The sequence below is a fragment of the Synechocystis sp. FACHB-908 genome, assembly GCF_014698595.1.
Lineage (GTDB): Bacteria > Cyanobacteriota > Cyanobacteriia > Cyanobacteriales > Microcystaceae > Synechocystis.
The window spans coordinates 43247-69037 of sequence record NZ_JACJTH010000012.1; the positions used below are offsets into that span (position 1 = coordinate 43247).

General features: G+C 47.2%; 21 protein-coding genes and 1 pseudogene. 15 read left to right on the forward strand and 7 right to left on the reverse strand.

Annotated elements, in window-relative coordinates; all coding sequences use genetic code 11:
• Window positions 1-126 precede the first annotated feature (126 nt).
• The 3 genes from glpD to ggpR form a co-directional block, all read right to left on the reverse strand.
• Complete coding sequence (glpD, locus tag H6G46_RS05175) at window positions 127-1788, reverse strand: glycerol-3-phosphate dehydrogenase (protein WP_010872971.1); 1662 nt, start codon at window positions 1786-1788, stop codon at window positions 127-129.
• A gap of 145 nt (window positions 1789-1933) precedes the next feature.
• Window positions 1934-3433 (reverse strand): glucosylglycerol-phosphate synthase, encoded by a 1500-nt coding sequence (gene ggpS, locus H6G46_RS05180; protein ID WP_010872972.1) that lies wholly within the window; start codon window positions 3431-3433, stop codon window positions 1934-1936.
• 275 nt (window positions 3434-3708) lie between these two features.
• On the reverse strand, window positions 3709-3981 hold the full coding sequence (gene ggpR / locus H6G46_RS18620; RefSeq protein ID WP_041428185.1) for a glucosylglycerol biosynthesis transcriptional repressor GgpR: 273 nt from the start codon (window positions 3979-3981) through the stop codon (window positions 3709-3711).
• A 240-nt stretch (window positions 3982-4221) separates the two neighbouring features.
• On the opposite strand from ggpR, the gene gghA reads away from it, so the two are divergent.
• From gghA to ddpX, 10 genes are all read left to right on the forward strand, one after another.
• Window positions 4222-6879: a glucosylglycerol hydrolase gene (gghA, locus tag H6G46_RS05185; protein WP_010872973.1), complete on the forward strand. Its 2658-nt coding sequence runs from the start codon at window positions 4222-4224 to the stop codon at window positions 6877-6879.
• A 52-nt stretch (window positions 6880-6931) separates the two neighbouring features.
• Window positions 6932-8458, forward strand: a complete 1527-nt coding sequence (glpK, locus tag H6G46_RS05190; protein ID WP_165746142.1) for a glycerol kinase GlpK — start codon at window positions 6932-6934, stop codon at window positions 8456-8458.
• Window positions 8459-8532: 74 nt separating this feature from the next.
• Window positions 8533-9357: an RNA methyltransferase gene (locus tag H6G46_RS05195; protein WP_010872975.1), complete on the forward strand. Its 825-nt coding sequence runs from the start codon at window positions 8533-8535 to the stop codon at window positions 9355-9357.
• A gap of 105 nt (window positions 9358-9462) precedes the next feature.
• The gene (locus tag H6G46_RS05200; RefSeq protein WP_010872976.1) at window positions 9463-9813 is read left to right on the forward strand and encodes a DUF760 domain-containing protein; all 351 of its coding nucleotides are present in this window, start codon (window positions 9463-9465) and stop codon (window positions 9811-9813) included.
• Window positions 9814-9962: 149 nt separating this feature from the next.
• The gene (hypA, locus tag H6G46_RS05205) at window positions 9963-10304 is read left to right on the forward strand and encodes a hydrogenase maturation nickel metallochaperone HypA (RefSeq protein ID WP_010872977.1); all 342 of its coding nucleotides are present in this window, start codon (window positions 9963-9965) and stop codon (window positions 10302-10304) included.
• A 127-nt stretch (window positions 10305-10431) separates the two neighbouring features.
• Complete coding sequence (locus H6G46_RS05210) at window positions 10432-10923, forward strand: DUF4079 domain-containing protein (RefSeq protein ID WP_010872978.1); 492 nt, start codon at window positions 10432-10434, stop codon at window positions 10921-10923.
• Window positions 10924-10935: 12 nt separating this feature from the next.
• The gene (locus H6G46_RS05215) at window positions 10936-12228 is read left to right on the forward strand and encodes a hypothetical protein (RefSeq protein WP_020862311.1); all 1293 of its coding nucleotides are present in this window, start codon (window positions 10936-10938) and stop codon (window positions 12226-12228) included.
• A 271-nt stretch (window positions 12229-12499) separates the two neighbouring features.
• The gene (gene rplU, locus H6G46_RS05220; RefSeq protein WP_010872980.1) at window positions 12500-12874 is read left to right on the forward strand and encodes a 50S ribosomal protein L21; all 375 of its coding nucleotides are present in this window, start codon (window positions 12500-12502) and stop codon (window positions 12872-12874) included.
• 107 nt (window positions 12875-12981) lie between these two features.
• Window positions 12982-13245: a 50S ribosomal protein L27 gene (gene rpmA, locus H6G46_RS05225; protein ID WP_010872981.1), complete on the forward strand. Its 264-nt coding sequence runs from the start codon at window positions 12982-12984 to the stop codon at window positions 13243-13245.
• A 78-nt stretch (window positions 13246-13323) separates the two neighbouring features.
• The gene (gene ddpX / locus H6G46_RS05230) at window positions 13324-14067 is read left to right on the forward strand and encodes a D-alanyl-D-alanine dipeptidase DdpX (protein WP_010872982.1); all 744 of its coding nucleotides are present in this window, start codon (window positions 13324-13326) and stop codon (window positions 14065-14067) included.
• Window positions 14068-14177: 110 nt separating this feature from the next.
• Here the strand turns inward: ddpX and cimA are convergent, their stop codons facing one another.
• The gene (gene cimA, locus H6G46_RS05235) at window positions 14178-15821 is read right to left on the reverse strand and encodes a citramalate synthase (protein WP_010872983.1); all 1644 of its coding nucleotides are present in this window, start codon (window positions 15819-15821) and stop codon (window positions 14178-14180) included.
• Window positions 15822-16180: 359 nt separating this feature from the next.
• On the opposite strand from cimA, the gene H6G46_RS05240 reads away from it, so the two are divergent.
• The 3 genes and pseudogenes from H6G46_RS05240 (at window position 16181) to H6G46_RS05255 (ending at window position 17287) form a co-directional block, all read left to right on the forward strand.
• Window positions 16181-16342 carry an ABC transporter gene (locus tag H6G46_RS05240; RefSeq protein ID WP_010872984.1) on the forward strand — a complete coding sequence of 54 codons (162 nt, stop codon included), beginning with the start codon at window positions 16181-16183 and terminating at the stop codon, window positions 16340-16342.
• A 24-nt stretch (window positions 16343-16366) separates the two neighbouring features.
• Window positions 16367-16810, forward strand: a pseudogene (locus tag H6G46_RS18430) (DUF29 domain-containing protein).
• Between the two features lie 240 nt (window positions 16811-17050).
• Window positions 17051-17287 carry an NUDIX hydrolase gene (locus H6G46_RS05255; protein WP_020862308.1) on the forward strand — a complete coding sequence of 79 codons (237 nt, stop codon included), beginning with the start codon at window positions 17051-17053 and terminating at the stop codon, window positions 17285-17287.
• 159 nt (window positions 17288-17446) lie between these two features.
• Here H6G46_RS05255 and H6G46_RS05260 read toward each other — a convergent pair whose 3' ends face one another.
• The 3 genes from H6G46_RS05260 to pruA form a co-directional block, all read right to left on the reverse strand.
• Entirely contained in the window at window positions 17447-20209 is a 2763-nt protein-coding gene (locus H6G46_RS05260; RefSeq protein ID WP_223211268.1) for a ParA family protein, read from the reverse strand.
• A 17-nt stretch (window positions 20210-20226) separates the two neighbouring features.
• Window positions 20227-20691, reverse strand: coding sequence for a hypothetical protein (locus tag H6G46_RS05265; protein WP_010872988.1), 465 nt, complete (start codon window positions 20689-20691; stop codon window positions 20227-20229).
• A 196-nt stretch (window positions 20692-20887) separates the two neighbouring features.
• On the reverse strand, window positions 20888-23860 hold the full coding sequence (gene pruA, locus H6G46_RS05270; RefSeq protein ID WP_010872989.1) for an L-glutamate gamma-semialdehyde dehydrogenase: 2973 nt from the start codon (window positions 23858-23860) through the stop codon (window positions 20888-20890).
• 349 nt (window positions 23861-24209) lie between these two features.
• On the opposite strand from pruA, the gene H6G46_RS05275 reads away from it, so the two are divergent.
• Window positions 24210-25172, forward strand: a complete 963-nt coding sequence (locus H6G46_RS05275; protein WP_010872990.1) for a hypothetical protein — start codon at window positions 24210-24212, stop codon at window positions 25170-25172.
• Between the two features lie 150 nt (window positions 25173-25322).
• Window positions 25323-25730 (forward strand): transposase, encoded by a 408-nt coding sequence (locus H6G46_RS05280; RefSeq protein ID WP_010872991.1) that lies wholly within the window; start codon window positions 25323-25325, stop codon window positions 25728-25730.
• Window positions 25731-25791 lie beyond the last annotated feature (61 nt).

Below are 25791 nucleotides of genomic sequence, written 5' to 3' on the forward strand. Positions count from 1 at the left end.
TGGTTTCAGGTTACTATTCTCAATTGACCCACTAAAGTGACCCCAATGCTGGGGGATTTTTTTCTAGCTTCTCCCCCGACTTGGGATTCAATTCCCCCATTTAATTGGGGCTTGGCCTAACTTTTTTCAGTGGAGACAATAGTCGGGAATGCAGTTTTGCTCCATATATTCATGGTACTTTTGAATTTGCTTGTCACATTGCTCCTGGGTCCAGCCACAATGGTCTGTTAACGTTTGGCAAATGCCGGCCAGGGCGCTAAAGCCATAATCGTTAGTCACCATGGCGATCGCCGTACGTCGTCGACAAATATCCACCAAGGTGTGGGCCATTTCTGCTTGTACTGCAAAAACAACTTGGGCTTTGATATCCGGCAAGGAAGGAATAATCCTTTCCCCCAACTCCGGCGCTCCGTGGACTAAGGCTAAAATGTCTCCAGCCCTGGCTCCGTAAAGGCAAAATAAATGTTGAATAGAATGACGCTCCAAATGATTGCCATATTTATCCATGGCAGTTTCCAAGGACAGGGGATAGGCTTCTGCCCCCGGTAAAGGTTGGGTCAGGGTTGGACAGGGAGGAGCAGAGCGTCTCAGCTTGCCATAAACCTTATCCACCATTTCTTCTCCCACCTGGCGATAGGTGGTCAACTTACCGCCAATTAGGGAAATCAAATTATTAACTCCGTCTTGACTATGGTCATAAAGAATATGGTTGCGGGTAATACTGCCGGCCTTTTTGCCATCGGTGTAGGGCAGAGGGCGCACCCCGGAATAGGTGAAACGCACATCCTGCCTGGTTAACTGAGCTGCTGGCATCACCCGGTTAGTTTCCGCAATCAGGTAATCAATCTCGTCATCACTGGCTTTAACCCTGTCGAGGGAACCATCATAGCGGTGGTCCGTGGTGCCAATCAGATATTTACCCAACCAGGGAATGATGAAATAGGGCCGTTTATCCACAAACGCTTCCACATATAAGGCTGAAGCGGGGGCTCCAGGGAAGGGATCCACCACAATATGACTGCCCTTGGTGCCACCAATTTTTCTTTCTTGGACAATGGCAACGGGTTCTCCCCCTCGATGGGCTAAGCCACAAACTTCATCTACCCAGGGGCCAGTGGTATTAATGACGATCGCCTGGGCGCTATTAACAGTAAATTTTTCTCCGCTCAGTTGATCCTGGCAATGGATGGCGGTAATCAGGTTATTTTCCCCTTTCTCCAACCCCTTCACAGCCACATAATTGAGCATGGCCGCCCCGGCCTTTTGGGCCGATAGGGTCACTTCTAAATCTAACCGTTCCGCATATTCCACCTGGCCGTCAAAATATTGGGCTCCTCCTTTTAAGCCTTTTTTCTCCGCCGCTCGGAACAGTTGCTGGAACTGTTGGGGGCTTAACATCCTATGGGAAGGGAGGGTTTTATCAAAACTGAGGATGTCGTAAAGAATCATGCCCGCCTGAATTTCCCAATAGGCCCGGCTCGACCAGTCGTACACCGGAATGGTCAACTGGAGGGGCTGGACCAAATGGGGGGCGGTGTGGAGCAGAACTTCCCGCTCCCGCAGGGATTCCCGCACCAGATTAAATTCAAAATATTCCAGATAGCGCAGGCCGCCATGGATTAAGCGGGTGGACCAACTACTCGTACCACTGGCGAAATCATCCTTTTCGATCAGGAGGGTTTTTAGGCCCCGTAGGGCTCCGTCCCGGGCCGTGCCAACCCCGTTAATGCCTCCCCCAATCACAATTAGGTCATAGGCCGTATTTTGGATTTCTGGGAAATTACGCATGGCTGGGTAATGCTCCAATGAGGAATAAATCGTGCAATTGAATGGAAAAAAGCCCCCTAAACTCTAACTTTGGGCAATTTTTAGGGGGTTTGGACAATGGTTATTTGGTTACCATCCGCCGACCACAACTGGCATTGGCGATCGCCTACATTTGGGGGGGCTCTCCCAGTACCACATCGGCGTAGGCTTCCCGCAGTAGGTGATTGGCCCATTGTTGAACGTCGTAACGCTTAATGGCGGCGTACATTCTCCCCATGCGTTTTTTCTGTTCGTCTTTGTCCATGGCCAGGGCCTGGTCAATGGATTCGTCCATACGGCTGGAAGCGTAGGGGTTAGTCAACACCGCATCGGGTAGTTCCACCGCACAACCGGCAAATTCCGAGAGGATCAGAACTCCTTCTTCGCCATTTTTAGCCACCACATACTCCTTAGCCACCAGGTTTAGCCCATCCCGCAGGGGAGTGATCCAGGCAATGTCGGCGGCACAGAACAGGGCAATGAGCTCCTCATAGGCTAAAGGAGAGGTGAACAGCATCACTGGTGTCCAGGACAGTTTGGCAAAGCGACCGTTAATTTTCCCTGCCAGTCGTTCAATTTCGTTTTGGGCGTTGCGATAAATACGCATTCCCTCAGCGGCCTTGGCTACGGGGACTACCAGGCTAATTTCCCCCTGCAATTCGGGGCGACGCTCCAGTAGACGTTCATAGCACATCAACATTTCCTTGGTGCCCTTCACGTAATCCACCCGCCCAGCGGAAACAATTAGCCTCTTACCGCCTAAATCTTGTTTAATTTCAGCAACTTTTTGTTGCACACTTTCTTTGGCCACGATCGCCCGGATATTTGCCGGATTGGTGCCCACGGGAAACGCATCGAGGTTAATGAGGCGATCGCCATAACGCAACTGGGTGGTGAGTTCCGGTTCCGCCAGGGCCGTACCGTAGGGGGTAAAGGCTTGGTCTACCACAACCCGTCTGGTGATTTCCACCGGCTTGAGACTACGGGCCACGGCGACAAAATTTTCTACGTAGCGGGGAATATGAAAACCACAGAGATCACAGGCCAGCAAGCTTTCTACGATCGCCTCCCGCCAGGGCAAAATATTGAAAATATCAACGCTGGGGAAGGGGGTGTGGTGGAAAAAGGCAATCTTGGCGTTGGGCTTGAGCTGACGAATGTAAAGGGGCGCTAACCAGAGGTTATAGTCGTGGACCCAAAACAATGCATTGTCATCGGCATCGGCACAGGCCGCCTCGGCAAATAAGCGGTTAATGTGCTGAAAATTATCCCAATCAGAAGAATCGTAGGTGAACTGCCAGGGGAAAGAGTGGAGAATGGGCCAAAAGGCTTCCTTGGAAGTGATGTGATAGAAGTTTTTTACCTGCTCCGCCGTCAGGGGCACCCGGCGCACCGTACAACGATCGCCAAGGCCTTCAATGGACATATCCGCCTGAAAATCATCCTTTTGCTTCGGCGAAACCTGTTTCCATGCGACCCAGGTGCTCTGTTCCGCATCGGCAAAAAAACTTTTGAGGGTGGGCAAAATCCCGTTGGGACTCTTTTTCTCTCGATACACCGTTTTGCCATTTTCCCTAACTTCGTCGTAGGGCTCACGGTGGTAAAGGATCACAAGGGATGAATTCATAAAATCAGCGGTCTCCAAAATCAAGAATCAAACAAAGTAACTATTGGGTTAGTCTAGTACGGCTAATGCACCCGACTTCCCGGAACCCAAGTTAATTCCCGCCGGGGCATTTTAGTACGTTGAATAAAACTTTTCACCGCTAATATCGGTACAGAAAAATTGATTACGTCCTGGGCGAGTCCACAGACATCGCGTTCCCCTGTGGGGGCAATTACGGTAACGGCTCATAAATCTTTGTTAAAGATTACTTAACCCGTCAGTAAAATGCCGTAACACTAATTACCTTTTCCCCTTACTCCAGAGGAGAACAGCAGCGGCAAGCCACCAATCTCTGGTTTTTGGAAAGCCGCCCCTGGACTATGGAAAAAGTAGTTACTTGTTAAGTATAGTAACAGAAAAAGCTTTTCTGGCAAGATTTCTGCTTCTGGAGTTGGGGGTATCCTCTGGAAATTTACCCGTCGATTGCGGTAAATTCTATTTTTTTTGTTAACCTTAAAACTATTGCCATGGGCAGGGTAAATTGATTTTTTCTTGTTGTTTGATCCCATTTTCCAGTCTTTTTGACTTCCATTCAGTCAGGATAATTTTTGCAGTTTTTTTATGGAGTTTTGATAACATTGAGCTTTGCCCCCGGCGATCGCCTAGGGATAAACAATAAACGTGTGAACTAATATGCCTGGATTTATCCCTGGATTGACATTGTTTTTGCCCCCCTAAGTCAGCAATGACAGAGTTGAAAATCCCTTACTCCCCAGCAATTTCAGCTTATTTTGAGCTTATTTTTCAGTATGAAAACATTGAATCGTATCCATCTGGTCGAAGAAGAAACAGAAAAACTAATGGCTTGGGCCCGGAGTGTCACGGAATCGCCGGAGAACTATTTCCAAGCGGCCCGGGAAGTGGTGAAAAAATTGGGGGGCCATTACCAAGGGGATGGCCTAACCCAAGTGGGATTTTGGGTGCCCCGGTTAGCGGGGGAAGGGGCTTTTACTGAAAAGTTAATTTACCTAGAGGTGTTTACGCCCCTGGGGGAGATTGATTTCCAAGCGCCGGAACAAACTGGCTTGTTTCGTTGGGAAAGGATTGAATTGCCGCAACAGGGGGAATTTGTTTGGGCTGTGCTGTCGGGGATGCGGCCAGGCACCAGAGATCAAGCTGGTTCTTTCTATTGGTTGCGCTATTACGATTCCATTTTGTCCAACACGTTGGTCATCCGTGATCCCCTGACCTATTCCCTGCCCTACGGTGTTTTTGCCCCAGCGGAACTGTACGATGTGGAAAAAATGCAGAGGGAACGGGCGGATTTAGATTATTTACGGCGATCGGCTGCCCTGAACCATTGCCAAGAAAATCCTGAAAATGTCTTTGATCCGGAGCAGCTTAAGGCCCAGCGGGCGGCGGTGCTTAACCCGGCCATTCCTGTGGATCAAAATTTGCATCCCGATGAAGACAGCGAAGCGGCCATTTGTCGGGTGGGGGCCATGGCCAATATTTTGCAGATCCACATCAATACCGCTTCCCCGGAAGGCACCCTGGTGGGACTCACTAAAATTTACCAACGGCTGGGGGAAAAAATTCTCCGGCACGAACCCCTCAGCGACGCGGAACAGAATTATTTGGGCTACGACGCCATCCAACTATTGCCCATCGAACCCACCATTGAATATCGCCTGGAAGATTTCAACCAAGACCACGAATTTTTCTCCATTGCCGGGGAAGAGGTGGAGGAAATAGAAGTGGAAGAAGGGGCTGTGGTGGTGGAAGAGAAAATCAAAGTTACCCTCCGCAAACCCAATACCCAAAATTGGGGCTATGACGTGCCCATTCTCGGTTCCGGAGCCACTAATCCTGCGGTGTTAGGTACTTTGCGCCCGGATGAATTGGTGGACTTGATTGCCACGTTGCACAATTTTCCCAGCGGCCCCATTCAGGTAATTTACGATTTGGTCTATGGCCATGCCGATAACCAGGCGTTGGAATTGCTCAATCGGCAATATTTTAAAGGCCCCAATATGTACGGCCAGGATTTGAACCATCAGTTGCCCATTGTTCGGGCCATTTTGTTGGAAATGCAACGGCGCAAAATTAATACCGGAGCCGACGGTATTCGGGTGGATGGGGGCCAGGATTTCCGCTTTTTTAATCCCCTCACGGGACGGGTGGAACAGGACGATGCCTATTTATTAGCTATGAGCGATGTGGTGCAGGAAATCCAAGGTTGTAAACGGTTACTGTTCACTATTTTTGAAGATGGCCGTCCCTGGCCCGAAGACGGTTGGGAAGAGAAATCCACCTATAGGGAGTTAATTGAGCTGCGGCCGGAATCCTACCAGTGGGGTCCCCTAATTTTTGCCCATAACACCCCCTCCCTCAAGGGTTTTTGGCAACGGAAATGGGAACGGGTTTGTGAGGTGATGTACAAAGGCGATCGGTGGATCACTGGCTGTGGTAACCACGATACGGTGCGCCGGGGTAACCAAATTGACCACCATAACTCGGAAATTAACTGGAATTTGGGCACAACTTTGCCGGAAGTGTTGCACAATGCCTACGACAATCCGGCCACCTTATTGTGGGTCTATGGTTTTTGCCCGGGCTTACCGATGGATTTTTTAAATGCCATGATGCACAGTCCCTGGGGGTTTTTCCGCAACACCGATGAACGCTATGGCGTGAAAGTAGCTTTTGAAGAAGCGGGTTTTCTCGATTGGCAAATTTCCCCGGAGTTATACCAGCACCCCCAACTATTTCCCCAACTAAAGGCCCTGGGTTTTAAAGATTTGGCACTGTTGCAACGGTTTATGAAGGCAGTGGCCGATGCCATGGTGAAAAAAGATTTTCAGCTCGAAGCGGTAGCTAAGGCCTGTCGCCATTGTTTGGGCTATGAGCCTGAGGAAGATGGGGACGCGGCGGCCTGTGATCTGGAATTACTCAGTCAGTTTAAACATGCCGAACAACCGGAATTTGTTACCCGTTTGGATGTGCCGAAGTTGAAAAAATTTGCTAGGGCTTTTATGGAAGATGGCCACGAAGCTTGTCGGGTATCCTATCATTTCGACCAAGTGGACCCAGAAAGAAGTCGTTTTAACTTGGCATTGCGCAATTACCGACGGCAACATCCCTGGTTACACCACAATCTCCAAGACGGCGATCGCTTTAACCGCATCCATGAAAATGACCACACTCTTTTTTATGGTCTCAGGACTAACCCCGCCACAGCCCACAGTGATGATCCTGAAAAGGTGGTGATGGTGACCCATATGGAGGGAGATCCTGCCATTGTTACCTTGGGGGACTGGTTACAACTGGATTTGCAGGAATGGGAAGTGGCGATCGCCACCCCGGGGGTGAATGTGGATTCCACGGCGGATTCGTTACGGGTGTTTGAGTTGCGGGATGGCCAGGGTGTGATTTTGCGCAACAGTCGCTCGAAGAAGGAATGCTAGGGCCAACCAGAGCAAGGATTTTTTTTGATTAATTTTTCGGAGGTTACCGTCTATGACAGCAAAACATAATCAGTATGTAATGGCCCTGGATTTGGGCACCACCGGCAATCGAGCTATTTTGTTTGATTACGAAGGCAATATTGTCGGGCAAGCTTACAAAGAGTTAACCCAGTTCTATCCCAAGGCTGGCTGGGTGGAGCACGATGCCCTGGAAATCTGGCGGGATACGAAAACAGTCATGCAGGAAGTGGTGCAAAAAACCGCTATCCAACCCCAACAAATTGTGGCGATCGGTCTAACGGTGCAACGGGAAACGTGTTTGCTCTGGGATAAGACCACTGGCCAACCCCTCCATCCGGCAATTGTCTGGCAGGATCGACGCACTGCTCACTTTTGTGGAGAATTAACCGCGGCGGGCTACGTGGACGAAATTTATGAGCGCACCGGCCTCGTGTTAGATGCCTATTTTTCGGGCACCAAACTCCATTGGTTATTGGATTGGGTTAAACAGAGTAAGAGTGTCGATCCAGCTAATCTGTTGGCGGGCACCATTGATAGCTGGGCCCTCTGGAACTTAACTGGGGGTAAAGTACACCGCACGGACCACAGCAATGCTAGCCGTACTATGGTGCTCAATTTAGACAGCCTCATCTGGGATGAAAAGCTGTTGGATTTATTCACCATTCCCGCCCAGATTATGCCGGAGGTGCAACCTAGTTTGAGTTACTTCGGCGTTACCGACCCGGAAATTCTGGGGGTAGAAATTCCCATTACCGCCATTTTTGGTGACCAACAGGCGGCCCTCTATGCCCACGGCTGCGATCGCCCAGGATTGCTGAAATGTACCTACGGCACGGGGGCTTTTTTGGTGGCGAATACGGGGCAAACGGTAACCCGTTCCCAACATCGCTTACTTTCCACTGTGGCTTGGACCCAAACCAACCGAGACAAAAGCTTGACAAGGGATTACGCCTTGGAAGGAAGTATGTTCACTGCTGGTTCCTGTGTGCAATGGCTACGGGATAAGTTGGGTTTAATTGAATCAGCGGCGGCCAGTGAAAGCCTAGCCCGCAGTGTGGATAGCAATGGCGGCGTTTACTTTGTGCCGGCCCTAAGTGGTTTGGGGGCTCCCCATTGGGACATGAATGCCTGTGGCGCTTTTCTTGGCTTAACAGCAGGGGTAACTAAAGCCCATCTAGTCAGATCGGTTCTAGAGGCGATCGCCTTCCAAGCCCGGGAAGTGGTGGAGGCCATTAACCAGGATAGTCCCGCCCCCATTCAACAACTGAAAGTAGATGGAGGAGCCTGTAACAATGACTTTTTGATGCAATGCCAAGCGGATGTTTTAGGCATTCCCGTAGAACGGCCTGCGGTGTTGGATGCCACGGCCCAGGGAGCCGCCTTTGGAGCCGGGCTAACGGTGGGATTTTGGCAAGACTACCGGGCTTTGGTGGAAAATCGGGCCATTGACCGGGTATTTGAACCAGGAGTAGGATCCGCCGATGCCCAGGCAAATTTTTCCGTTTGGCAAGAGGCTGTCCGCCGGGCTAAAAATTGGGTGGAATCAGCTTCAAATTAGGTTTTTCCGAACCTTCCACCACGGGACGATAAGCTTAATTTGTCTTCAATTTCTGCCCATGCGTATTCAGGAAGGTGTATCCGTTGACCAGTGACATTGCTTCCATCACCAGCACCCAAAACCCCCTGGTTAAACAATTGCGCCAACTGCACCAAACCAAGGGACGGAAACAACAGGGTCAACTTTTGCTGGAAGGCACCCATTTGCTCGAAGTGGCCTTAGCCCAGGGCAAAGGCTTTAACCATGGCTGTTTCACCGCAATGTGGCAGGAAAAAAATCCCGTCTTGGCCGATCGCCTAATGGCCCAGTCTGTCCACAGTTATTTGGTCAGTGGGGAAGTTTTGGCAAAAATGGCCAGCACCGTTAATCCCGACGGCGTGGTAGCAACTTTAACCATGGATCAATTTTGGCGATCGCCGCCCCCCCATGCTCGGTTAGGCCTAGTGCTGGAAAGATTACAGGATCCAGGTAACCTGGGCACTATTCTTAGAACCGCCGCCGCCACCGGAGTGGAAGGAATTTGGTTAACCGCTGACTGCGTTGATCCCACCAGCCCAAAGGTCTTGCGCTCCTCCGCCGGTAGTAGCTTGCTTTTGCCCCAGCAACAACTGCAATCTTTGCCGCCACTCTTGGAAAAATTTCACACCCAGGGATTACAACTCATTGCCACCGTTCCCCAGGCAACCCAAACTCTCTGGGAAATTGATTTTCAGCGGCCCACCATAGTCATTTTTGGTAGTGAAGGCCAAGGGCTCAGCGCTCCCGTGCTGGAACTAACCACCCATCAAGTGGCCATTCCCCAGGCTCCCCAGGTGGAATCCCTCAACGTGGCGATCGCCGTCGGGGTAATGCTCTACGAAGCTCGGCGACAACAATGGGCGGCATCAACACCAGGGTAAGTTCGGTTCTTTGCCCTCCGGTTTTTTCCTGAAATTGTTACATTGTGTTTATCCCATCGGAATCAATCCCAAATCGAGTTCCATTACTAGAAGAGGAGATCCACTGTGACCCATGAACCCCAACGTCCCCAACCGTTATTCGCTGGCAATGAAGCCCCAGGCAAAGATAGTTTGTGGACATACGTTCAAGAATTAAGCCCCGAAACCATTGCCCAATTATCTCGCCCCGATTCCCAGGAAGTGTTTCAGGTGATGGAGCGCAACATTATCGGTCTGTTGGGAAATTTACCCCCGGAGCACTTTGGGGTAACCATCAGCACTAGCCGGGAAAATTTGGGCCGTCTTTTAGCCTCCGCCATGATGAGTGGCTATTTTCTTCGCAACGCCGAGCAAAGGTTAGGATTTGAACAAGCTTTTAAAAGTAGCAGCAACAGCAACGAGAATACCGAATACTAACACCGAGTTCTATGAGGTGGGATCTGTCCAGATCAAAGCCTCTGCAGGCACCCTAAAGAATAGCTAGATTTTGCTTCTAAGTTTTGGTTTTCCGCCGCATTGTTCTGGGATTGCCCTGTCTGGAAAATGAACTACCCAGAGTTAATCATATGCACGAAGTTAGTCTGATGGAGCAAACTTTGGCGATCGCCATTGCCCAGGCGGAAGACCATGGAGCCAGCCAAATCCATCGTTTAACCCTGCGGGTGGGGCAACAGTCTGGGGTGGTGGCCGATGCCCTACGGTTTGCGTTTGAAGTGGTGCGACAAAATACCATGGCCGCCGAGGCGAGATTGGAAATTGAAGAAATTCCCGTTACCTGTCGTTGCCAACACTGCCACGAAAATTTTCAGCCAGAGGATTGGATTTACCGCTGTCCCCACTGCGACCAGATTAGCCAAACAGTAATGGATGGCAAACAGTTGGAACTAGCATCCCTAGAACTGAGTTGAGCATGGGCCAAGTCCTAACCGGGGGAGGAACCGCTGTCACCATGGGCTGTGTTAAATTTCTTTAAGCAACCGTAGTTAGATTTTTTCCAAGCTGTATTAACTACGACCAATCATCAACTTAATTAAAATGATGTTTCCTCTACTGGCCCTTGAGATTCCTGAACCGATTAAAATTTATAGCCAATTTGGCCACCCCATTATGATGTGGGCGTTGTTCTTCACTTCGGTGTACGCCATGTGGCTGGGCTTCCAGTCCCGACAAATTCGCTCCGCAGAACCGGAAAAACGGAAGGAGTTGCTCCAAAAAGATGTTAAGGGTAAACACTTTATCCTCGGCTCTCTCCTACTTTCCCTAATGGTGTTGGGGACCATTGGCGGCATGGCGGTTACCTATATCAACAATGGCAAGCTGTTTGTCGGTCCCCACTTACTCGTTGGTCTCGCCATGATTGGTTTAATCGCTACGGCGGCGGCGTTGGTGCCCTGGATGCAAAAGGGTAATGAAACAGCCCGCTTAACCCACATCACCCTAAATATCACATTGATTGGTTTATTTGGTTGGCAAGCTTTCACTGGGGTGGAAATTGTCCAAAGAATTATCAGCAAATTGGGCTCCTAGGTTGTTACTGTTTTGCAAACTTTGCCCGTATTAACCAATCCCGTTGACGTTTTAATCCTGTCCAATGGCCCAGGGGAAGTGACCACCTGGGTTCGTCCTGTTGTGCAGGCTTTGCGTCAACTTTTGGGCTACAGCCACCTGAGGATTTCGGTGATGCTTTCCCCCTGTCCCCATGCCATGGGTAGGGAAGCGGAGGTGGTGCGTAGCTATCCAGAAGTGGACCGGGTGCAGAGTAGTGAACATTTTTGGAATTTCTTGCTCTGGGGGAAAACGGCCGAGTCATGGTCCTGGCATTCCCAAGGGGTGGTGCTTTTTTTGGGGGGAGATCAGTTTTTTGCCCTGGCGATCGCCAAACGGTTGGGCTATCGTTCCGTGGTCTATGCCGAGTGGGATGCCCGCTGGCCCCGGTGGATTGATGCCTTTGGGGTGATGAATGAACAAGTACGCCAAGCTTTACCCGAAATTTATCGATCAAAAGCCACCGTCGTGGGGGATTTGATGGTGGATGTTGATGCCGCCGACGCTCCGGTAGGTCCATCGGCAAAACCTTTAATCGGTCTCCTGCCCGGTTCTAAGGCAACTAAACTGACCCAGGGAGTGCCCCTGGAAGTGGCGATCGCCGTGGAGTTACAGAAAACCCATCCCCAATGCCGATTTGTGCTTTTTTTGGCGCCCACTGTAGATTTGGAGCAATTGCAGAGCTACGGACAGGTCAAAACCAACCCCTTGGTTAGTTCCATGGGCAATATTGAAATAGAAGTAATGGAAAAAGAGGGGCAAGAATCCTATTTGTTGGCAGCAACGGGATTAAGAATTGATATTTGTCGCCAATTTCCCGCCCTGACGGAGTTGAAAAAATTGACCTTCGCCCTAACCACTGTGGGGGCCAACACCGCTCAACTGGGAGCTTTGGGCATCCCCATGGTGATTTTATTGCCTACCCAACACACGGAAGCGCTGAAGCATTTGGACGGTTTACCAGGATTAATTGCTCGCATTCCCTGGGTGGGACAACAATCCACCCGCCTGATTAATTACCTCATTGCCAAGAAAAAACGTCTCTTTGCTTGGCCCAATCTCTGGGCTGGTCGGGAAATTGTGCCGGAATTGATGGGGGATCTAACGCCAATGGGGGTGGCTAGTCAATTAACGCCCTGGTTAGACCATCCTGAACAGTTAACCCAGATACGTCAACAATTACAACAGGTGCGGGGCCAATCCGGGGCGGCGATCGCCATGGCCGAGTTGGTGGCAGAACAAATTGCGGTCCAGCAAACACCAGTTAGGATGAGTTTGACAAAATAGCTAGCAACTTAGAAAATAGAAGATCGCTTGTCAACTATCCCGCTCGGATCAGGTTACGACAACCATTACCCAAAAATGCCAGAGCTTAATATTTTTCTGTTGTTTCCCTAGGATCTGTTTGTAATGCCCCCCTAGCCCCCCAATTCTGGGGGGGATCAATTTCAAAGTCCCCCAACGTTGGGGGATTTAGGGGGCAGAGTTAACAAGTTCCTCAAATAAACCAGAAAACTTAACGGCGGCATACCTGTACGGCAATTTACGCAAATAAATTATGAGTTACGCCATTATTGAAATTGGGGGAACCCAAATTCGGGTTGAGCCCGGCCGTTTTTACGAGATTAACCACCTCGACGCCGCACCGGAAGACAGCTATGTGGTCGATAAGGTGTTGCTAGTCAAAGACGGAGACAATGTCACCATTGGCCAGCCCTACGTCGCTGGAGCCACTGTAGAAGGGGAAATTCTCTCCCACCGTCGGGGTCGCAAAGTCATCGTCTACAAAATGCAACCCAAAAAGAAAACCCGCAAAAAACGGGGTCACCGCCAAGAGCTCACCCGCCTATTGGTGAAATCCATCTCCGTCAACGGCACGGCGATCGCCGAGGCCCTCGAAGTGGATGCTAAAACCCCAGTGGTGGCTGGTTAAGACAACAACCAGTCAAATTTGGCTAGTATTGTAGGTCGGGTACAATCAGAACTCGCTGGCTAGCCTGAAAAAAATTTGTTAACCATTAACAGGAGACATTAATAACCATGGCCCATAAGAAAGGAACGGGGAGTACCCGGAACGGTCGCGATTCTAACGCCCAACGCTTGGGAGTCAAACGCTACGGTGGTCAAACCGTTACCGCTGGCAGCATCATCGTGCGTCAACGGGGTACCCAAGTTCATCCCGGCAACAACGTCGGCCGGGGCAAAGATGACACCCTTTTCGCTTTGATTGACGGTGTGGTTAAGTTTGAGCATAAAACCAGAAGCCGCCGCAAAGTGAGTGTTTATCCCGCCACTGCTGAATAAACTTCCATCAAGTTAGAATGCTTAAAATCCTCCAAATTCTGGGGGATTTACTGTTTTTACCCCTGTAACTCAGCTTCGATGTCCTTTGATACCCCGCTCAAACCCTATCTTGCTATTCCCATCCAAGATTGTGGTGAACCCCTCGCCCCCATCAATCTTGAAGGCGTTAAATCGCTTAAACCCCATCCCTACGCACAAGTAGGAGCGGATTACCAAGGGCGATCGCCTTACGTATTGCGTACTGGAGTTTTAAAAAGATTGGATCAGGCTCGGTTGACCTTGGCTGACATTGAGCCGAGCTGGGAGATTTTAGTATTTGATGCTTACCGCCCGATCGCCGTTCAACAGTTTATGGTGGATCACACTTTTGCCGAAATTGTGGCGAGAGATGGCTTACAAGGCCAAGTTTTAACCCCCGAACAAAAGGAAAATATTTATCACCAGGTTTATCAAATTTGGGCCGTTCCCAACAATAATCCCCTCACCCCTCCGCCCCACAGCACGGGAGCAGCTCTGGACATAACGTTGCTGGATGACTTAGGGCAACCTGTGGATATGGGGGGAGAAATTGACGAATTATCAGCCCGTTCCCTGCCCAATTATTATCAAACAGTGGAACCGAATAGCGATCGCCAAAGGAAAGAATTTGAGCAATATCAAAGACGACGAGAACTCTTAAATACCATCATGGAAAGCGCCGGGTTTCTGCGGCATCCGGGGGAATGGTGGCATTTTTCCCAAGGGGATCAACTCTGGGCATGGCAATATAATCAACGACATCCAGACCACCAAAAGATCGCCTACTACGGCCGGGTTGAATGATGTTCAAATTTTGTTTACAAAGCTTTAATTTGTTTATTTAATCTCGGAAAATGTTGAAGAATAAATTAAAACTTGAGCAACAGATTTTTTAAAATTCTAACAAGCAGATATTAACTGGAAATCGCCTCTTGATTAGTTAGCCCACAGGTTAATAAGCGCAGGCCGTATTCAATGCCTTCCACCACCGCCTGATAGGAAGCTTCTAAAATATTGCCCGATACTCCTACAGTGGTCCAACGGCGATCGCCATTGCTGGATTCGACGAGGACACGGGTTTTGGCGGACGTGCCGGCCCCTCCATCTAAAATCCGTACTTTGTAGTCAGTCAGGTGAAAATCGGCAATTTGGGGATAAAAACGGGTCAAGGCTTTACGCAGAGCTTGGTCTAGGGCCGAGACGGGGCCATTGCCTTCCGCTACTTCCAAGATATTTTGCCCATTAACAGTTACTTTCACCGTGGCTAAGGCATTGCGATAAGCAGGATTTTCCGCCGGGGTCAGCAAATCACAGTGTACTTGGAAGCCCTGCACTAAAAATAGGGGTTGGCGATCGCCCATGGCCTGACGCATAAGCAGTTCAAAGCTGGCCTCCGCTGCTTCAAATTGGTAACCTTGCTGTTCTAAATCTTTGAGGGTTGCCAAAATAGTGCGGCAGGCGGGATTCTGACGATCTAGGGCAATGCCAAATAACTCCGCTTTAGATAAAACATTGCTCAACCCCGCTTGTTCTGACACCACAATACGCCGTTCATTACCAACCAAATTCGGGGCAATATGCTCATAGGTAAAGGGATTACGTTGCACTGCCGAGACGTGGATTCCGCCCTTATGGGCAAAAGCCGATCGCCCCACAAAAGGAGCATGGTCATCGGGGGCCAGGTTGACTATTTCACTGATTAAACGGCTAGTACTAGTGAGATGGGCTAGCTTTTCCGGTTCAATGCAATCGTAATCGAGTTTCAGTTGTAAATTGGGAATCAGAGTGCAGAGATTAGCATTGCCACAGCGCTCTCCGTAGCCATTGATGGTGCCCTGAACCATAGTCGCTCCAGCCTCCACCGCCAGGAGGGAATTGGCCACCGCTGTGCCACTGTCGTTGTGGGCATGGATACCCAGTTGGGGTTGACGATCGGATTGACCGTCCAGTCCTAAACTCCGTCGAACTTTAGTGGTAATTTCGCTGATTTGCCCCGGTAAAGTACCCCCATTGGTATCACACATCACGAGCCATTCTGCCCCGGCCTGCTGGGCTGTGGCTAAGGTTGCCAAGGCATAATCTGGATTAGCTCGATAGCCATCAAACCAATGTTCGGCATCGTATATCACCCGCCGCCCTTGGCTACGTAGATAGGCGATCGTGTCGCTGATCATAGCTAAATTTTCCGCCAAGCTAGTTTGTAATCCCTCCAGCACATGGAGGTCCCAGGACTTGCCAAAAATGGTTACCCAGCGGGTTCCAGCAGAGAGAATCGCCTGGAGCATTTTGTCTGTTTCCACCGCTTTGTGGGGGCGACGAGTGGAGCAAAAGGCCACAATTTCCGCCTGCTCCAAGGGCTCTTCCTGTAATTGCCAAAAAAACTGCACATCCTTAGGATTGGCTCCGGGCCAACCTCCCTCAATAAAGGGAATACCCAATTGATCCAAACGGCGGGCAATGGTCAATTTATCGGTCAACGACAAAGAAATTCCCTCCCTTTGGGCCCCGTCTCGGAGGGTGGTGTCGTAGAGCCAAAGGGAAGTTTTCTTGGTAGCCATGGGCGATGGATGGTGAGGGATACGGACAAAAATCCTGCTACCCTAATTCTAGATTAACTTTTTACTATTCCTGGGCAAAAATTTTAAAGTTTGTTCCATCTTGGTATCAAGACTTTGGCTGACCAAATTTAACTCTCAGCCGATGGGTAAAGCTTTATTAGATAGTAGATAGTGTGCCGACGGAGGGAGAATTCAAGCGACGTTCAAGTGTGATTGAGACCATACTGACGAATAAGTTCCAGGATTTGGCCACGGAGAGGATTATGTAGTTACTGGATTTGAAACAAACCGATATTAACCAGTTTCTTTTCTATTAGGAGATTAAGCGGAAGGGTCTTCAAGAGGGGGAGCCCGCATTAATGGCTTCTTCGGTTGGCGCGGACGAAATTGTCGATTTTGCGGAGGTGGAAAAGTTTCTCGATACGCAGATAAAATGCTCTTCATCGGGAATGTATGTCTGCTTAGCGTTTGCGGTGGTGGTCCATTTGGAGCTAGAGATTTTGTTAGAAATAACCCTGTAAAATAAGATTCAAGCACAAACATCCATGGACAACATTAAAATCGATCAGCTGTATGAAAAAGACTATAGCCAATGGGCAGAAACCATGGCCGATTTGCTCCAATCGGGTAAATTTACGGAACTTGATATTGAAAATTTGGTGGAAGAGGTACGGGATTTGTCGAAGCGAGAAAGGGATCGCCTTCTGAGTAGTCTGCGGTTGATTGTCCATCATTTGCTGAAGTGGGATTATCAGCCAAAACGGCGCTCTCGCAGTTGGCAAGGAACAATAGAGTAAGAAAGAGCAAATATCGATCTCTACTTGAAAGATAGTCCTAGCCTAAAACGCTATTTGATTAATGAATCCCTATCAAAAATTTATCCTGCCGCCCGGGCCGATGGATTTAAGGAAACGGGTTTGGCTCTGCCTGATACCTGTCCCTATGGCATTGATGAAGTGTTGCATCGTGTGGTTTCCCTGGGTGATTAATCATCAATTGTGTCGGTCCGGGGTAACGGTTTGTTACGGGTGTTAAGGGTTGGGAGTTTGTTGAGTAAGCTAATGAATGTCGGTTCTCAATTGGGATTCCTATGTCGGACGTGATGATCCGGGGGTCAAATTTAGGCAAAAAGTACATGATTGGCCACCAAGCAGAAGGACGGTCTAATTATGTGGCGCTGCGAGATGTACTGACAGATGGAGCCAGGTCCCTGGTAAAGCGGTTTACGGTTGATAAAAATCGATCGCCTGCTTGGGGTCTATTCCAGTCCCGACAGAGATCCCCGTATGCACTCCGTCACCATTTCCCTGGTGGTTAAAGCGCAAGGTGATTTGCTCATTGGCGATCGCCAGGAAGTATCCGAGGTCAAAGCTTTTGCGGTGAAAGATTTACCGTTGGGAGCATTAAGTCACGACCACGATCAACAACTACAGGATTTTTTGCAGGGGGAAACAATCACTGCCTGATTCCCAGTACTTCATCTTGGGTAAACATTCCGTATAAATCAGCTAAGTTTTCAATCAGATCTTCAATTTTTTTTCAAGAAGTATGGGTGATTTTCATAATGCAGTTCGTTTGATGTAATTCAAATGTTTTTCAATAGTTTTGCAAAAGTTGTCTTCTATTTAAAAGATATCTGCCCCTAGTGCTTTTCGTTTCAAGACTAATACACGAGGTCTGGCTCCTTTCTCTAGAGTAAACCCAAGACCTGACCGATATATCTCCGGCATGTAGTAACGTGCAATGTCATCTTTACCTCTATCTTCATAAATCACACCTATATCTTCCAGCATTCTAATGGTTGCTTGGTTGATAGATAACGCATCCAAAGTAAAAGGTGCACGTTTCTGCTCTGGTGTGTATTCTGTTTCTACAATGTCAACCCATTTTTTAAATTCGGGATACTCTTCTTTGACTTCGCTAACTTTATCTTTGCTGCAAGGCTCTATTGCTCGTCTAATTGCTTGAGGCGGCAGAAGACGGCTTTCAGACCAACGCTCAAATTGAACTTCTCCACTTCTATCGATAGTGATATGTGCAGCATGATAGAGGAGTCGAACAATGTCCCTCGCTTGTAAGCGCCCCTTGAAATCTGACAATGCTGCATAAATCCAATTCGCGGTATGCGCCTCTTTTCCAGTATCTTTTCCCAATTTTTTTCCCCATAAATTTTCTAAACTGGTAACCAGTTCTTCTCGACTCAAACTATCCAAGACTTCTTCGTTGGCACCAATCACAGAAGCTTGACTACAAACCCAATAAGCCAATCTTAAAAATGAGTCTGCATCCCAAGATAAGTCGTAAGGACTATAAAGGCTTTCAAATTGTGCGAGGTTTTGTGTAACTGAGTATCTTAAAAAATCACGTCTCAGAAGAATGATTAAGCCAAAGTTAGCCTGTCTAATTTCATTTAGTCTCTTGGGCAAATTAATTAACGTTCTTAACGCAATTTGTTGCCCTGAATCTACTACAGCCTCTGCAAAAATATCCTCTAATCCATCAAACAAAAAAATAAGGCGAACATTTTTTTGCTTTAAATAATCGTTTAAGATTAGCAAACTTGAAGAATCATTATTCTGTAATAAACCAACCGACTTAGATATTTGCTGAATCCAAAATCTTGTCCACTCTGGTTCACTGCTAGACTTTTCAAGAAAACTTTTGATGCTGTCCTGAAAATCTGAGTGATAAAATTCAAGCATAGAATCAGACAAAGCTTTCTGAGTTGACGCCCTGGCCTCTCTGACAATATTTTCTGCCGCATCCCTCAATGTACTTGACTGAAGTAGGGGAAAGATGTGAGTCCTTGGTTCGATTTCAGCTAAGTCTCTTGTTGCACGCCTTAGAAATGTTTCCCAGTATTTTAATCTAGAAAGTTGAACATATATAAACGTTTTTCCAGCTCCCTTAGCTCCAATCGAAACTACACGAGGTAATTCATTACGAAAAGTCGTTGCTAAATTTTTCAAAGATTCAGTGACTAATAAACTTTCTCCTTCACCACTTTCTGCAAATTCATACTGTTTACACACCTTTCTAAAATTACGAACTGATTCTAGAGAATTGTCAATTGTGAGATCTGCACTTGAAATCTGAGGGTCTTCTGTTAATTGAGATGCAGCCCATTCCCTTGCAATTCTCATCACTGAAGTTGAAGCTAATTTATTTTTTGCTTCCTCCCAAGAATTAACATAAAGTAACTCTTGAGTAAAGTCTGTTTCCTTAATTTCTAATCTTGCAGAATATAAATTTTCATCATCGGACTGATCACCAGGATTATAAGCAGAGTTGAATTTTTCTAAAGAATTCTCAAAGGCAGAAAGCTTTTTTAATTCAGGAGTTAGAAAACTAATAATTATTGATGGATCATAAAATTTTCCACTACTAATCTCTTCTTCAGAGGGAGCAATATGACTAATTTGCTCTAAAACGAGGCTCATACCAGCAGTAGATTGTTCTGTAGCTGTCGTTACAAAGAAACGCTGAATTCTGGGGTCAAAAATGATAGGACTCGAAATTTCGCTTAAGCCTGCCCGCAAATCTATTAGAACATAATCTGCGGATAATGCTATTCCTAACTGATGAAGAGCATTTCCACAAGACCATTCACCTTCAGGACTTCGAGCCAAATGCTCGGGTAAGACTGGAGTATCTAAAAGTTGTTCATTACTCAAGCAAGCTGGCAAAAAATAAAAGGTTGATCCCTCTTCATATCTAGGAGTTTTCTTAATCTCTTCTGCTAATAGCACAATAGTTTCTTGACGATCAATAGGAGTGTAGTGATAAGCTTCCAAAAAGTCAATAAAGGAAATTGCAGGTCGTTGTTTTTCTGATTTATCCCAATAGGTTAATCCTGGGGCTTCTAAATCCGCATCTACTACTAAAACAGTGATTCTTTTATTGTGTTCTTTAGATGCTTCTAAAAGAGCAAATAAGAAAGAGGCCAAATGTAACGTCCTACCAACACCTCCTTTGAAAGAATAAAATGCAATGATCTTTGGCGATGATAAAGCAGTTTCTGGAAAATGAAATTTCGAAGTTAATTTAACTAAATCAATATTACTATCTGAATCACTGCTTATATATGCAATTTCCTGCCAGAAAGGACGAATAAAACCTGAAATATCAAATTGTGAAGGTTCATTTTCATAAAACTCAATAGGCAAAGCTGCATCGCCAAGATCTAAGCGAATAAGATTCTGATCTAGCTGATACCAGTCTTGAAACCACTTAGTTAAAATTCCTTGAGCAGCCTCTATACAGTTCAAATTTGGAATCCCAATTTCTAGTGCATCAGAAAAGCATGAAATCGAATTAATACAATCTGGCAGTTTTTCTCCATTGAAAGTAATTTTACGAATAAATCTTTTAACATCTAGCCAAGTCAAATATTTCAAAGATCTCATTACGAATTTAGCTCCTGTCGAATCCACTCTGATATACACATCAACTGCTTTTCCAGTTTATCGTCTTCTATTGTCCTCAATGAAGAACTGCTATTGACAGTATCAATCAAGCATCCGCCATATCGCCACGCCTGATTGATTTTTCCCGCATCTATCTTTCGCTCAATCTTTTTACCTTTGATTTGAATGGGCTCCATTTGAAGAGATGCTGATAACTTTAGAGACGGTGCTGCACTTAAATAGTCTAGCAATTTATTAATATTGTGCTGTGCTTCTGTAATTTCATCACAAAAGCTTGTGCAGGATGCAGATTGTCGTTTCATCAAAACTGCTTTGAGTCCACATTCTATTGAATAAAATAATAAAAGTCTATGGGCATTAGTGCGTGAACAATGAGTAGATGCCTGGAGATTGTTTCGCCATGCTTTCTGCATTTCTCTGTCTGTAAATGGTACGGAAGCCATAATTTTAATTGATCACTTGTCTCTCGGTTAATAGAAGTCTTGTCGGATTTTTATTGAAATTACTACGATGTAGTAGTGGCGACTAAAGAGAACTTCAATCAACCAACTAACACCCTATAATACGTAATAATTTGAAGCAGGACCCCGATGACTCAAGAACCCTGTACAATTTTGCCTTTCTTATTCATTTACTTATTTACTGATCTGCCCCCTCAATTGGTGCAAATCCTTGCCGTTGAATATTCTCCGTTACATGGCGTGGTTCTAAGAACTGTAACAAATAATCTGGTCCACCCGCTTTGGAACCAACCCCAGACATTTTGAACCCCCCAAAAGGTTGGCGGGAAACGATCGCCCCGGTGATGGTGCGGTTGATGTAAAGATTGCCTACTTCAAACTCCGCCGCGGCACGATTAATGTGATCTGGGGTACGGGAATAGAGACCCCCCGTTAAAGCGTAGTCGGTACCATTGGCAATTTCCAACGCTTCGTCAAAATTGGCCGCCCGAATAATGGTTACCACTGGACCAAAAATTTCCTCCTGGGCAATGGTGGCATGGCGGTCAACATTTTTGAACACCGTGGGACCGACGAAATAGCCTTCACTAGGAGCATCACAGGCGATCGCCAATTCACATTCCGCCTTACCCTGTTCGATGTATTCCTGAATGCGGGCTTGGGCCTTGGCATCAATTACCGGACCAACCTGGGTGCTGGGGTCATCGGTGGGGCCCACATTGAGGGAACGGGTTGCCTCTACAAACCGCTCCACAAAGGCATCGTGTACGGGGGAAAGCACCACCACCCGGGAACAGGCAGAACATTTTTGGCCCGTGTAACCAAAGGCGGAATACACTGCCCCGGCCACCGCTTGATCGAGATCCGCACTTTCATCAACGATGATGGCGTTTTTGCCGCCCATTTCTGCAATTACCCGTTTGAGGTGTTTTTGTCCTGGTTGTACCAAAGCGGCATCGGCGTAAATGCGACAGCCCACTTCCCTGGAGCCAGTGAAAGCAATCAAATGTACGTCGGGATGATTGACCATGTGGGAACCCACCACCGACCCCTTACCAGGTACATATTGGAAGACCCCAGGGGGAACCCCCGCTGCAATAAGAATTTCCGCAATTTTAGCCGCAATTACCGTGGAAGTTTCCGCTGGTTTTAGTAACGTACAATTGCCCGTCACCAACGCCGCCACCGTCATACCAACGGCGATCGCCATGGGGAAATTCCAGGGGGAAATCACTAGGGCAATGCCCCGGGGTTGATAGAAATAACGGTTGGTTTCACCGGGAATATCGAGGTTAACGCCTTGGTCTAGCCGTTCCATTTCATCGGCATAGTAGCGACAAAAATCGATCGCCTCGGACACCTCCGCATCAGCTTGGGGAATAATTTTGCCCACTTCCAAACAAATCCAGGCGTTTAACTCATGGCGACGCTCTTCCATAATGTCTGCCGCTTTGCGGAGAATGCCACACCGTTCCCGTACTGGAGTTTTTTTCCAAGCAGGAAACGCAGCCTTGGCTATTTCCAGGGCATGGTCTGCCTGTTCAACACTGATTAACCCCACTTTCCCGATCGCCTGGGATGGACGACAGGGATTAACGGAATCAATGTAGTTAGCCGTTTCCACGTACTCGCCGTTAATGTAGGGCAGATAGGTTTTGCCCAATTGTTGTTTAACCCTGGTTAGGGCTTGAAATGCTTGCTGGCGTAAATCAGCATCGGCGTAATCGGTGTCGGGAGCGTTGCCATAACCCTTGGTGGGTAGGTCATTAATGCCTTTAACTTGGGGCGGAGCAATTAATTCTTCAATGGGCCGCTCTTCTAGGTTTTGGCGTAGAAAAGAACTGTTAGCAGTATTTTCCAATAAGCGTCGGATTAAATAAGCCATCCCCGGTAACAGCCGACCGTAGGGTGCATAGACCCGCACCCGATGACCCCGTTTAACAATGGCCCGGGCCAGGGGTTCTCCCATGCCGTAAAGAATCTGCATTTCATAACGACGTTTGGGAATATTCAACTCTTCGGCGATCGCACAGGCCAGGGCTTGGGAACGGACATTATGACTACCAATGGCGGCGTACAAATATTCGTGGTTTTCCAGTAATAGCCGAGTCATGCGCTCGTAGTTGGCATCGGTTTGGGCTTTTTCCACATAAACCGGAATTTGCCAATGATTCTGTTGGGCTTTGATGGTTTCTTGATCCCAATAGGCTCCTTTCACCAAGCGCACAGTCACGGGATAACCCCGATGTTTAGCCCAGGGAATTAATGCTTCCAAATCTTCGGTCGAATCCCGCAGATAGGCCTGCATGGTAATGCCCACATCGGTGCGGGAGCGGAACTCTTCTTCCACTAACAATTCCTTGAGAATATTTAAAATCAGGTCTTTGTAGTGGTACTGCTCCATGTCAAAGTGAACAGCGACACCTAATTCTTGGGCTCGCCGCAACAATTCCCGAATCCGCTCACAAACCTTGGCTTTACTACCTGCGGGGTCCAGGGGATCAAACTGGGAATAAAAAGCCGTTAACTTTACCGATACCTGCACCTGGGGCAATATTTCCCCGTCTGCCTGATCAATTTGGGGCACCTTCGACCAGGATTTGGCTTGCTGGGATAACTGGGCCATCAGGTCCAAATAATTTTGCCAATATTCCGCCGCCTCCGATTCCGTAATTACCGCTTCCCCCAGTAAATCAATGGTAAAGCCCATTTTTTCCTTGCGGAGCCGTTCCACTGTTTTGATCACCTGGGCGATCGTTTCCCCAGCAATGTATTTAAAAGCCAACTGTTCCGTCGCTTTACTCACCGTTCCCGCTGCAATCTGGGCCGGCGTCGAGTGGGCATCGGCAAAATTCAACAATTTTTTCAGTGCTTCTGGTAATTCCACCTCCTCTTCGCTCATATACTGCTGGAGATGGTTGGCAATCTCACTGTTACTCTGCAACGCTGGCAGACAGTCGATAAATTTGAACAATTGCACCCGCAATCCAGGATGACCCATGGTCCAATCCAGCAACTTGTCATCGAGCCGCAGATTATCGCCAATTTTGTCCCACAGCGATCTTTTCTCCCTGGTCTGGGCTAATAGTTCCTTGGCGATCGCCTGGGTGGCCTGTTCATACTGTTGTTGTGAATCGATTTGTGCAACCATGGCTTATCTTCTGGGCGATCTGTTTGGTAAGGTATTCCCAACCCTTCATTGTACATTCAGAAAGTGATGCTCTGATTCTTCATCCTAATGAAATGGCAAAATTAGTCTCTCTCAAGAACAGCTAAATTTCCATAATGAAAATTGCCGAAAAAGTGAGCTTTTATACCTTAAATAAGAGTATGACGTGTGTAGAATGATTATAGATTTCTCAAAATGCCTGTCATAACTAATTTTCAGCCAAATCAACCGACAATCCTTTGTTGACTAAGCTCAATTTTTGGGTGTGGCAAAAATTTTTGGATGCTACAAAAACAGTATTTGCCTCAACAAAAATTAGAAGGAAAGGATTATGTCGGTTAAATTAGCGGTTCTAAGCTTACTTGCTTCCACGTTCACATTACCATTGCTGCTACCATCCTCAGTCCAGGCCCAGACATTAATCCCGGGTAAACAGTGTGTATTTAACAACGGCGCTTTCTCGGTAAACGTAGATTGGTATGACCCCGGCTCGATTGTTTTCATCGGCAAAGATGCAACAGAGGCCAAAGACTACTCAAAATATCAAGTAACTGGGAATCCCGTAGATACTAAGAAGGATGTGACACTGGGGTTTAGTTCCTGTACTGAGGGGGCAAACCGTGTGGCAGTTGTCAGAATTGTTGGCCATGACATAGCCAATTCAGCAATTACAATTGCCGCTGGAACCCTTGCCGGGGTGGCGACAGGCGTGGGTGGTGCATTCGTTTGTGCGGCTTCAGTCGGTGCAGGTTGTATTACTCTGGCAGCGGTGGCACCTGTTACAGGAGGGGCGATTGCGGCGGTGGAAAAAGCACTGCCGGAAGTCAAAGAAATTGCCTACATTGGTTCCCCTGGCACAAAAAATTACGTGGATTTATCGGGCACAATCTGGCAAGTGGGCATTGCTAATAATGTTCCCTTGAGTGATAGCCGTGGATTTGCTAAAGTTGGGACATTTTTCACTGGTGGAACGCCTGGGCCGAGAAGTATTAGTTTTAGTAATCAAGCCGGTTATGTGGCGGAAATGCAGGTGATGTATTTTCAAAAACAGTATCTAGGTGGGGCTTTTGTTGATCTACCAGTGGTAAAAAGTTCCGGAAATATAACCCTTGGTCGGACTGTCCACATTGATGTTCCATTGGCAATTTCTAATCAGCCCATTCAAGTATTTATTAAAGGTGTTGCGACATTGAAACCCGATGTTTACTCAACGACTATTCCTGTTAATTTTTCAGGAAACAGGTGCTATAAGTCATTTGGGACTATTTTTGATGCCCAAGGTAGCACTTGCTAGAGCCCATTTCCAAAGAAAAAATCAAGCCCAAATTATCTCCACTAAAATGATTTGGGCTTCGCAATAAGGGTGACAGATATTTTGTATCCCTCTTCCGTCAGACTGAGGGAATTAAAATGGAGATAAAAGGCTGAAAAGCGCGGAGGGAGAATGACAAAGACAAGAGAGGCGAAAAAGACAGTACAGTGTGTAGACACATATAGTGAACTGTATAAAGATATATTTCTAGAAGTGAGGTCTTATGAGTCATTTAAATATATCATTGTGGGAATATTAAGTGATATAAAAAGAAAGAGTTTACCTGCAATAGCATCATCACTAGGATTGAAAAATGAACAGGGACTACTGCATTTTATGACAGATTCTCCTTGGGAATTAAAAGAATTAGAAAAAAGAAGATTAAATATTATCTTAGAAGTTTTAGAAGGAAGAGAAATAATAGTAATAATAGCAGAATCGTTGAATGGCACTTATGTACGACCTAAAAATAGACAGAATAATCCTACAGCAAAGCAAATTCATCACCTTAGTGCTAACTCCCTTAGCCAGTGTACATAGCTTATTTTTTCACACATGAAAGCCTGTAAATAACATAGTTTGTCTAACATTGTTGTACCTG

What these genes read in the sequence shown, in the direction of transcription:
- ggpR (WP_041428185.1), bottom strand. Translation starts at nt 3,981, where the DNA reads ATGGGATCAAACAACAAGAAAAAATCAATTTACCCTGCCCATGGCAAT.
- gghA (WP_010872973.1), top strand. Translation starts at nt 4,222, where the DNA reads ATGAAAACATTGAATCGTATCCATCTGGTCGAAGAAGAAACAGAAAAA.
- H6G46_RS05265 (WP_010872988.1), bottom strand. Translation starts at nt 20,691, where the DNA reads ATGGCTTCCGTACCATTTACAGACAGAGAAATGCAGAAAGCATGGCGA.
- H6G46_RS05240 (WP_010872984.1), top strand. Translation starts at nt 16,181, where the DNA reads ATGGCTTCTTCGGTTGGCGCGGACGAAATTGTCGATTTTGCGGAGGTG.
- cimA (WP_010872983.1), bottom strand. Translation starts at nt 15,821, where the DNA reads ATGGCTACCAAGAAAACTTCCCTTTGGCTCTACGACACCACCCTCCGA.
- pruA (WP_010872989.1), bottom strand. Translation starts at nt 23,860, where the DNA reads ATGGTTGCACAAATCGATTCACAACAACAGTATGAACAGGCCACCCAG.
- rpmA (WP_010872981.1), top strand. Translation starts at nt 12,982, where the DNA reads ATGGCCCATAAGAAAGGAACGGGGAGTACCCGGAACGGTCGCGATTCT.
- glpD (WP_010872971.1), bottom strand. Translation starts at nt 1,788, where the DNA reads ATGCGTAATTTCCCAGAAATCCAAAATACGGCCTATGACCTAATTGTG.
- glpK (WP_165746142.1), top strand. Translation starts at nt 6,932, where the DNA reads ATGACAGCAAAACATAATCAGTATGTAATGGCCCTGGATTTGGGCACC.
- ddpX (WP_010872982.1), top strand. Translation starts at nt 13,324, where the DNA reads ATGTCCTTTGATACCCCGCTCAAACCCTATCTTGCTATTCCCATCCAA.
- H6G46_RS05275 (WP_010872990.1), top strand. Translation starts at nt 24,210, where the DNA reads ATGTCGGTTAAATTAGCGGTTCTAAGCTTACTTGCTTCCACGTTCACA.
- hypA (WP_010872977.1), top strand. Translation starts at nt 9,963, where the DNA reads ATGCACGAAGTTAGTCTGATGGAGCAAACTTTGGCGATCGCCATTGCC.
- H6G46_RS05280 (WP_010872991.1), top strand. Translation starts at nt 25,323, where the DNA reads ATGACAAAGACAAGAGAGGCGAAAAAGACAGTACAGTGTGTAGACACA.
- H6G46_RS05210 (WP_010872978.1), top strand. Translation starts at nt 10,432, where the DNA reads ATGATGTTTCCTCTACTGGCCCTTGAGATTCCTGAACCGATTAAAATT.
- rplU (WP_010872980.1), top strand. Translation starts at nt 12,500, where the DNA reads ATGAGTTACGCCATTATTGAAATTGGGGGAACCCAAATTCGGGTTGAG.
- ggpS (WP_010872972.1), bottom strand. Translation starts at nt 3,433, where the DNA reads ATGAATTCATCCCTTGTGATCCTTTACCACCGTGAGCCCTACGACGAA.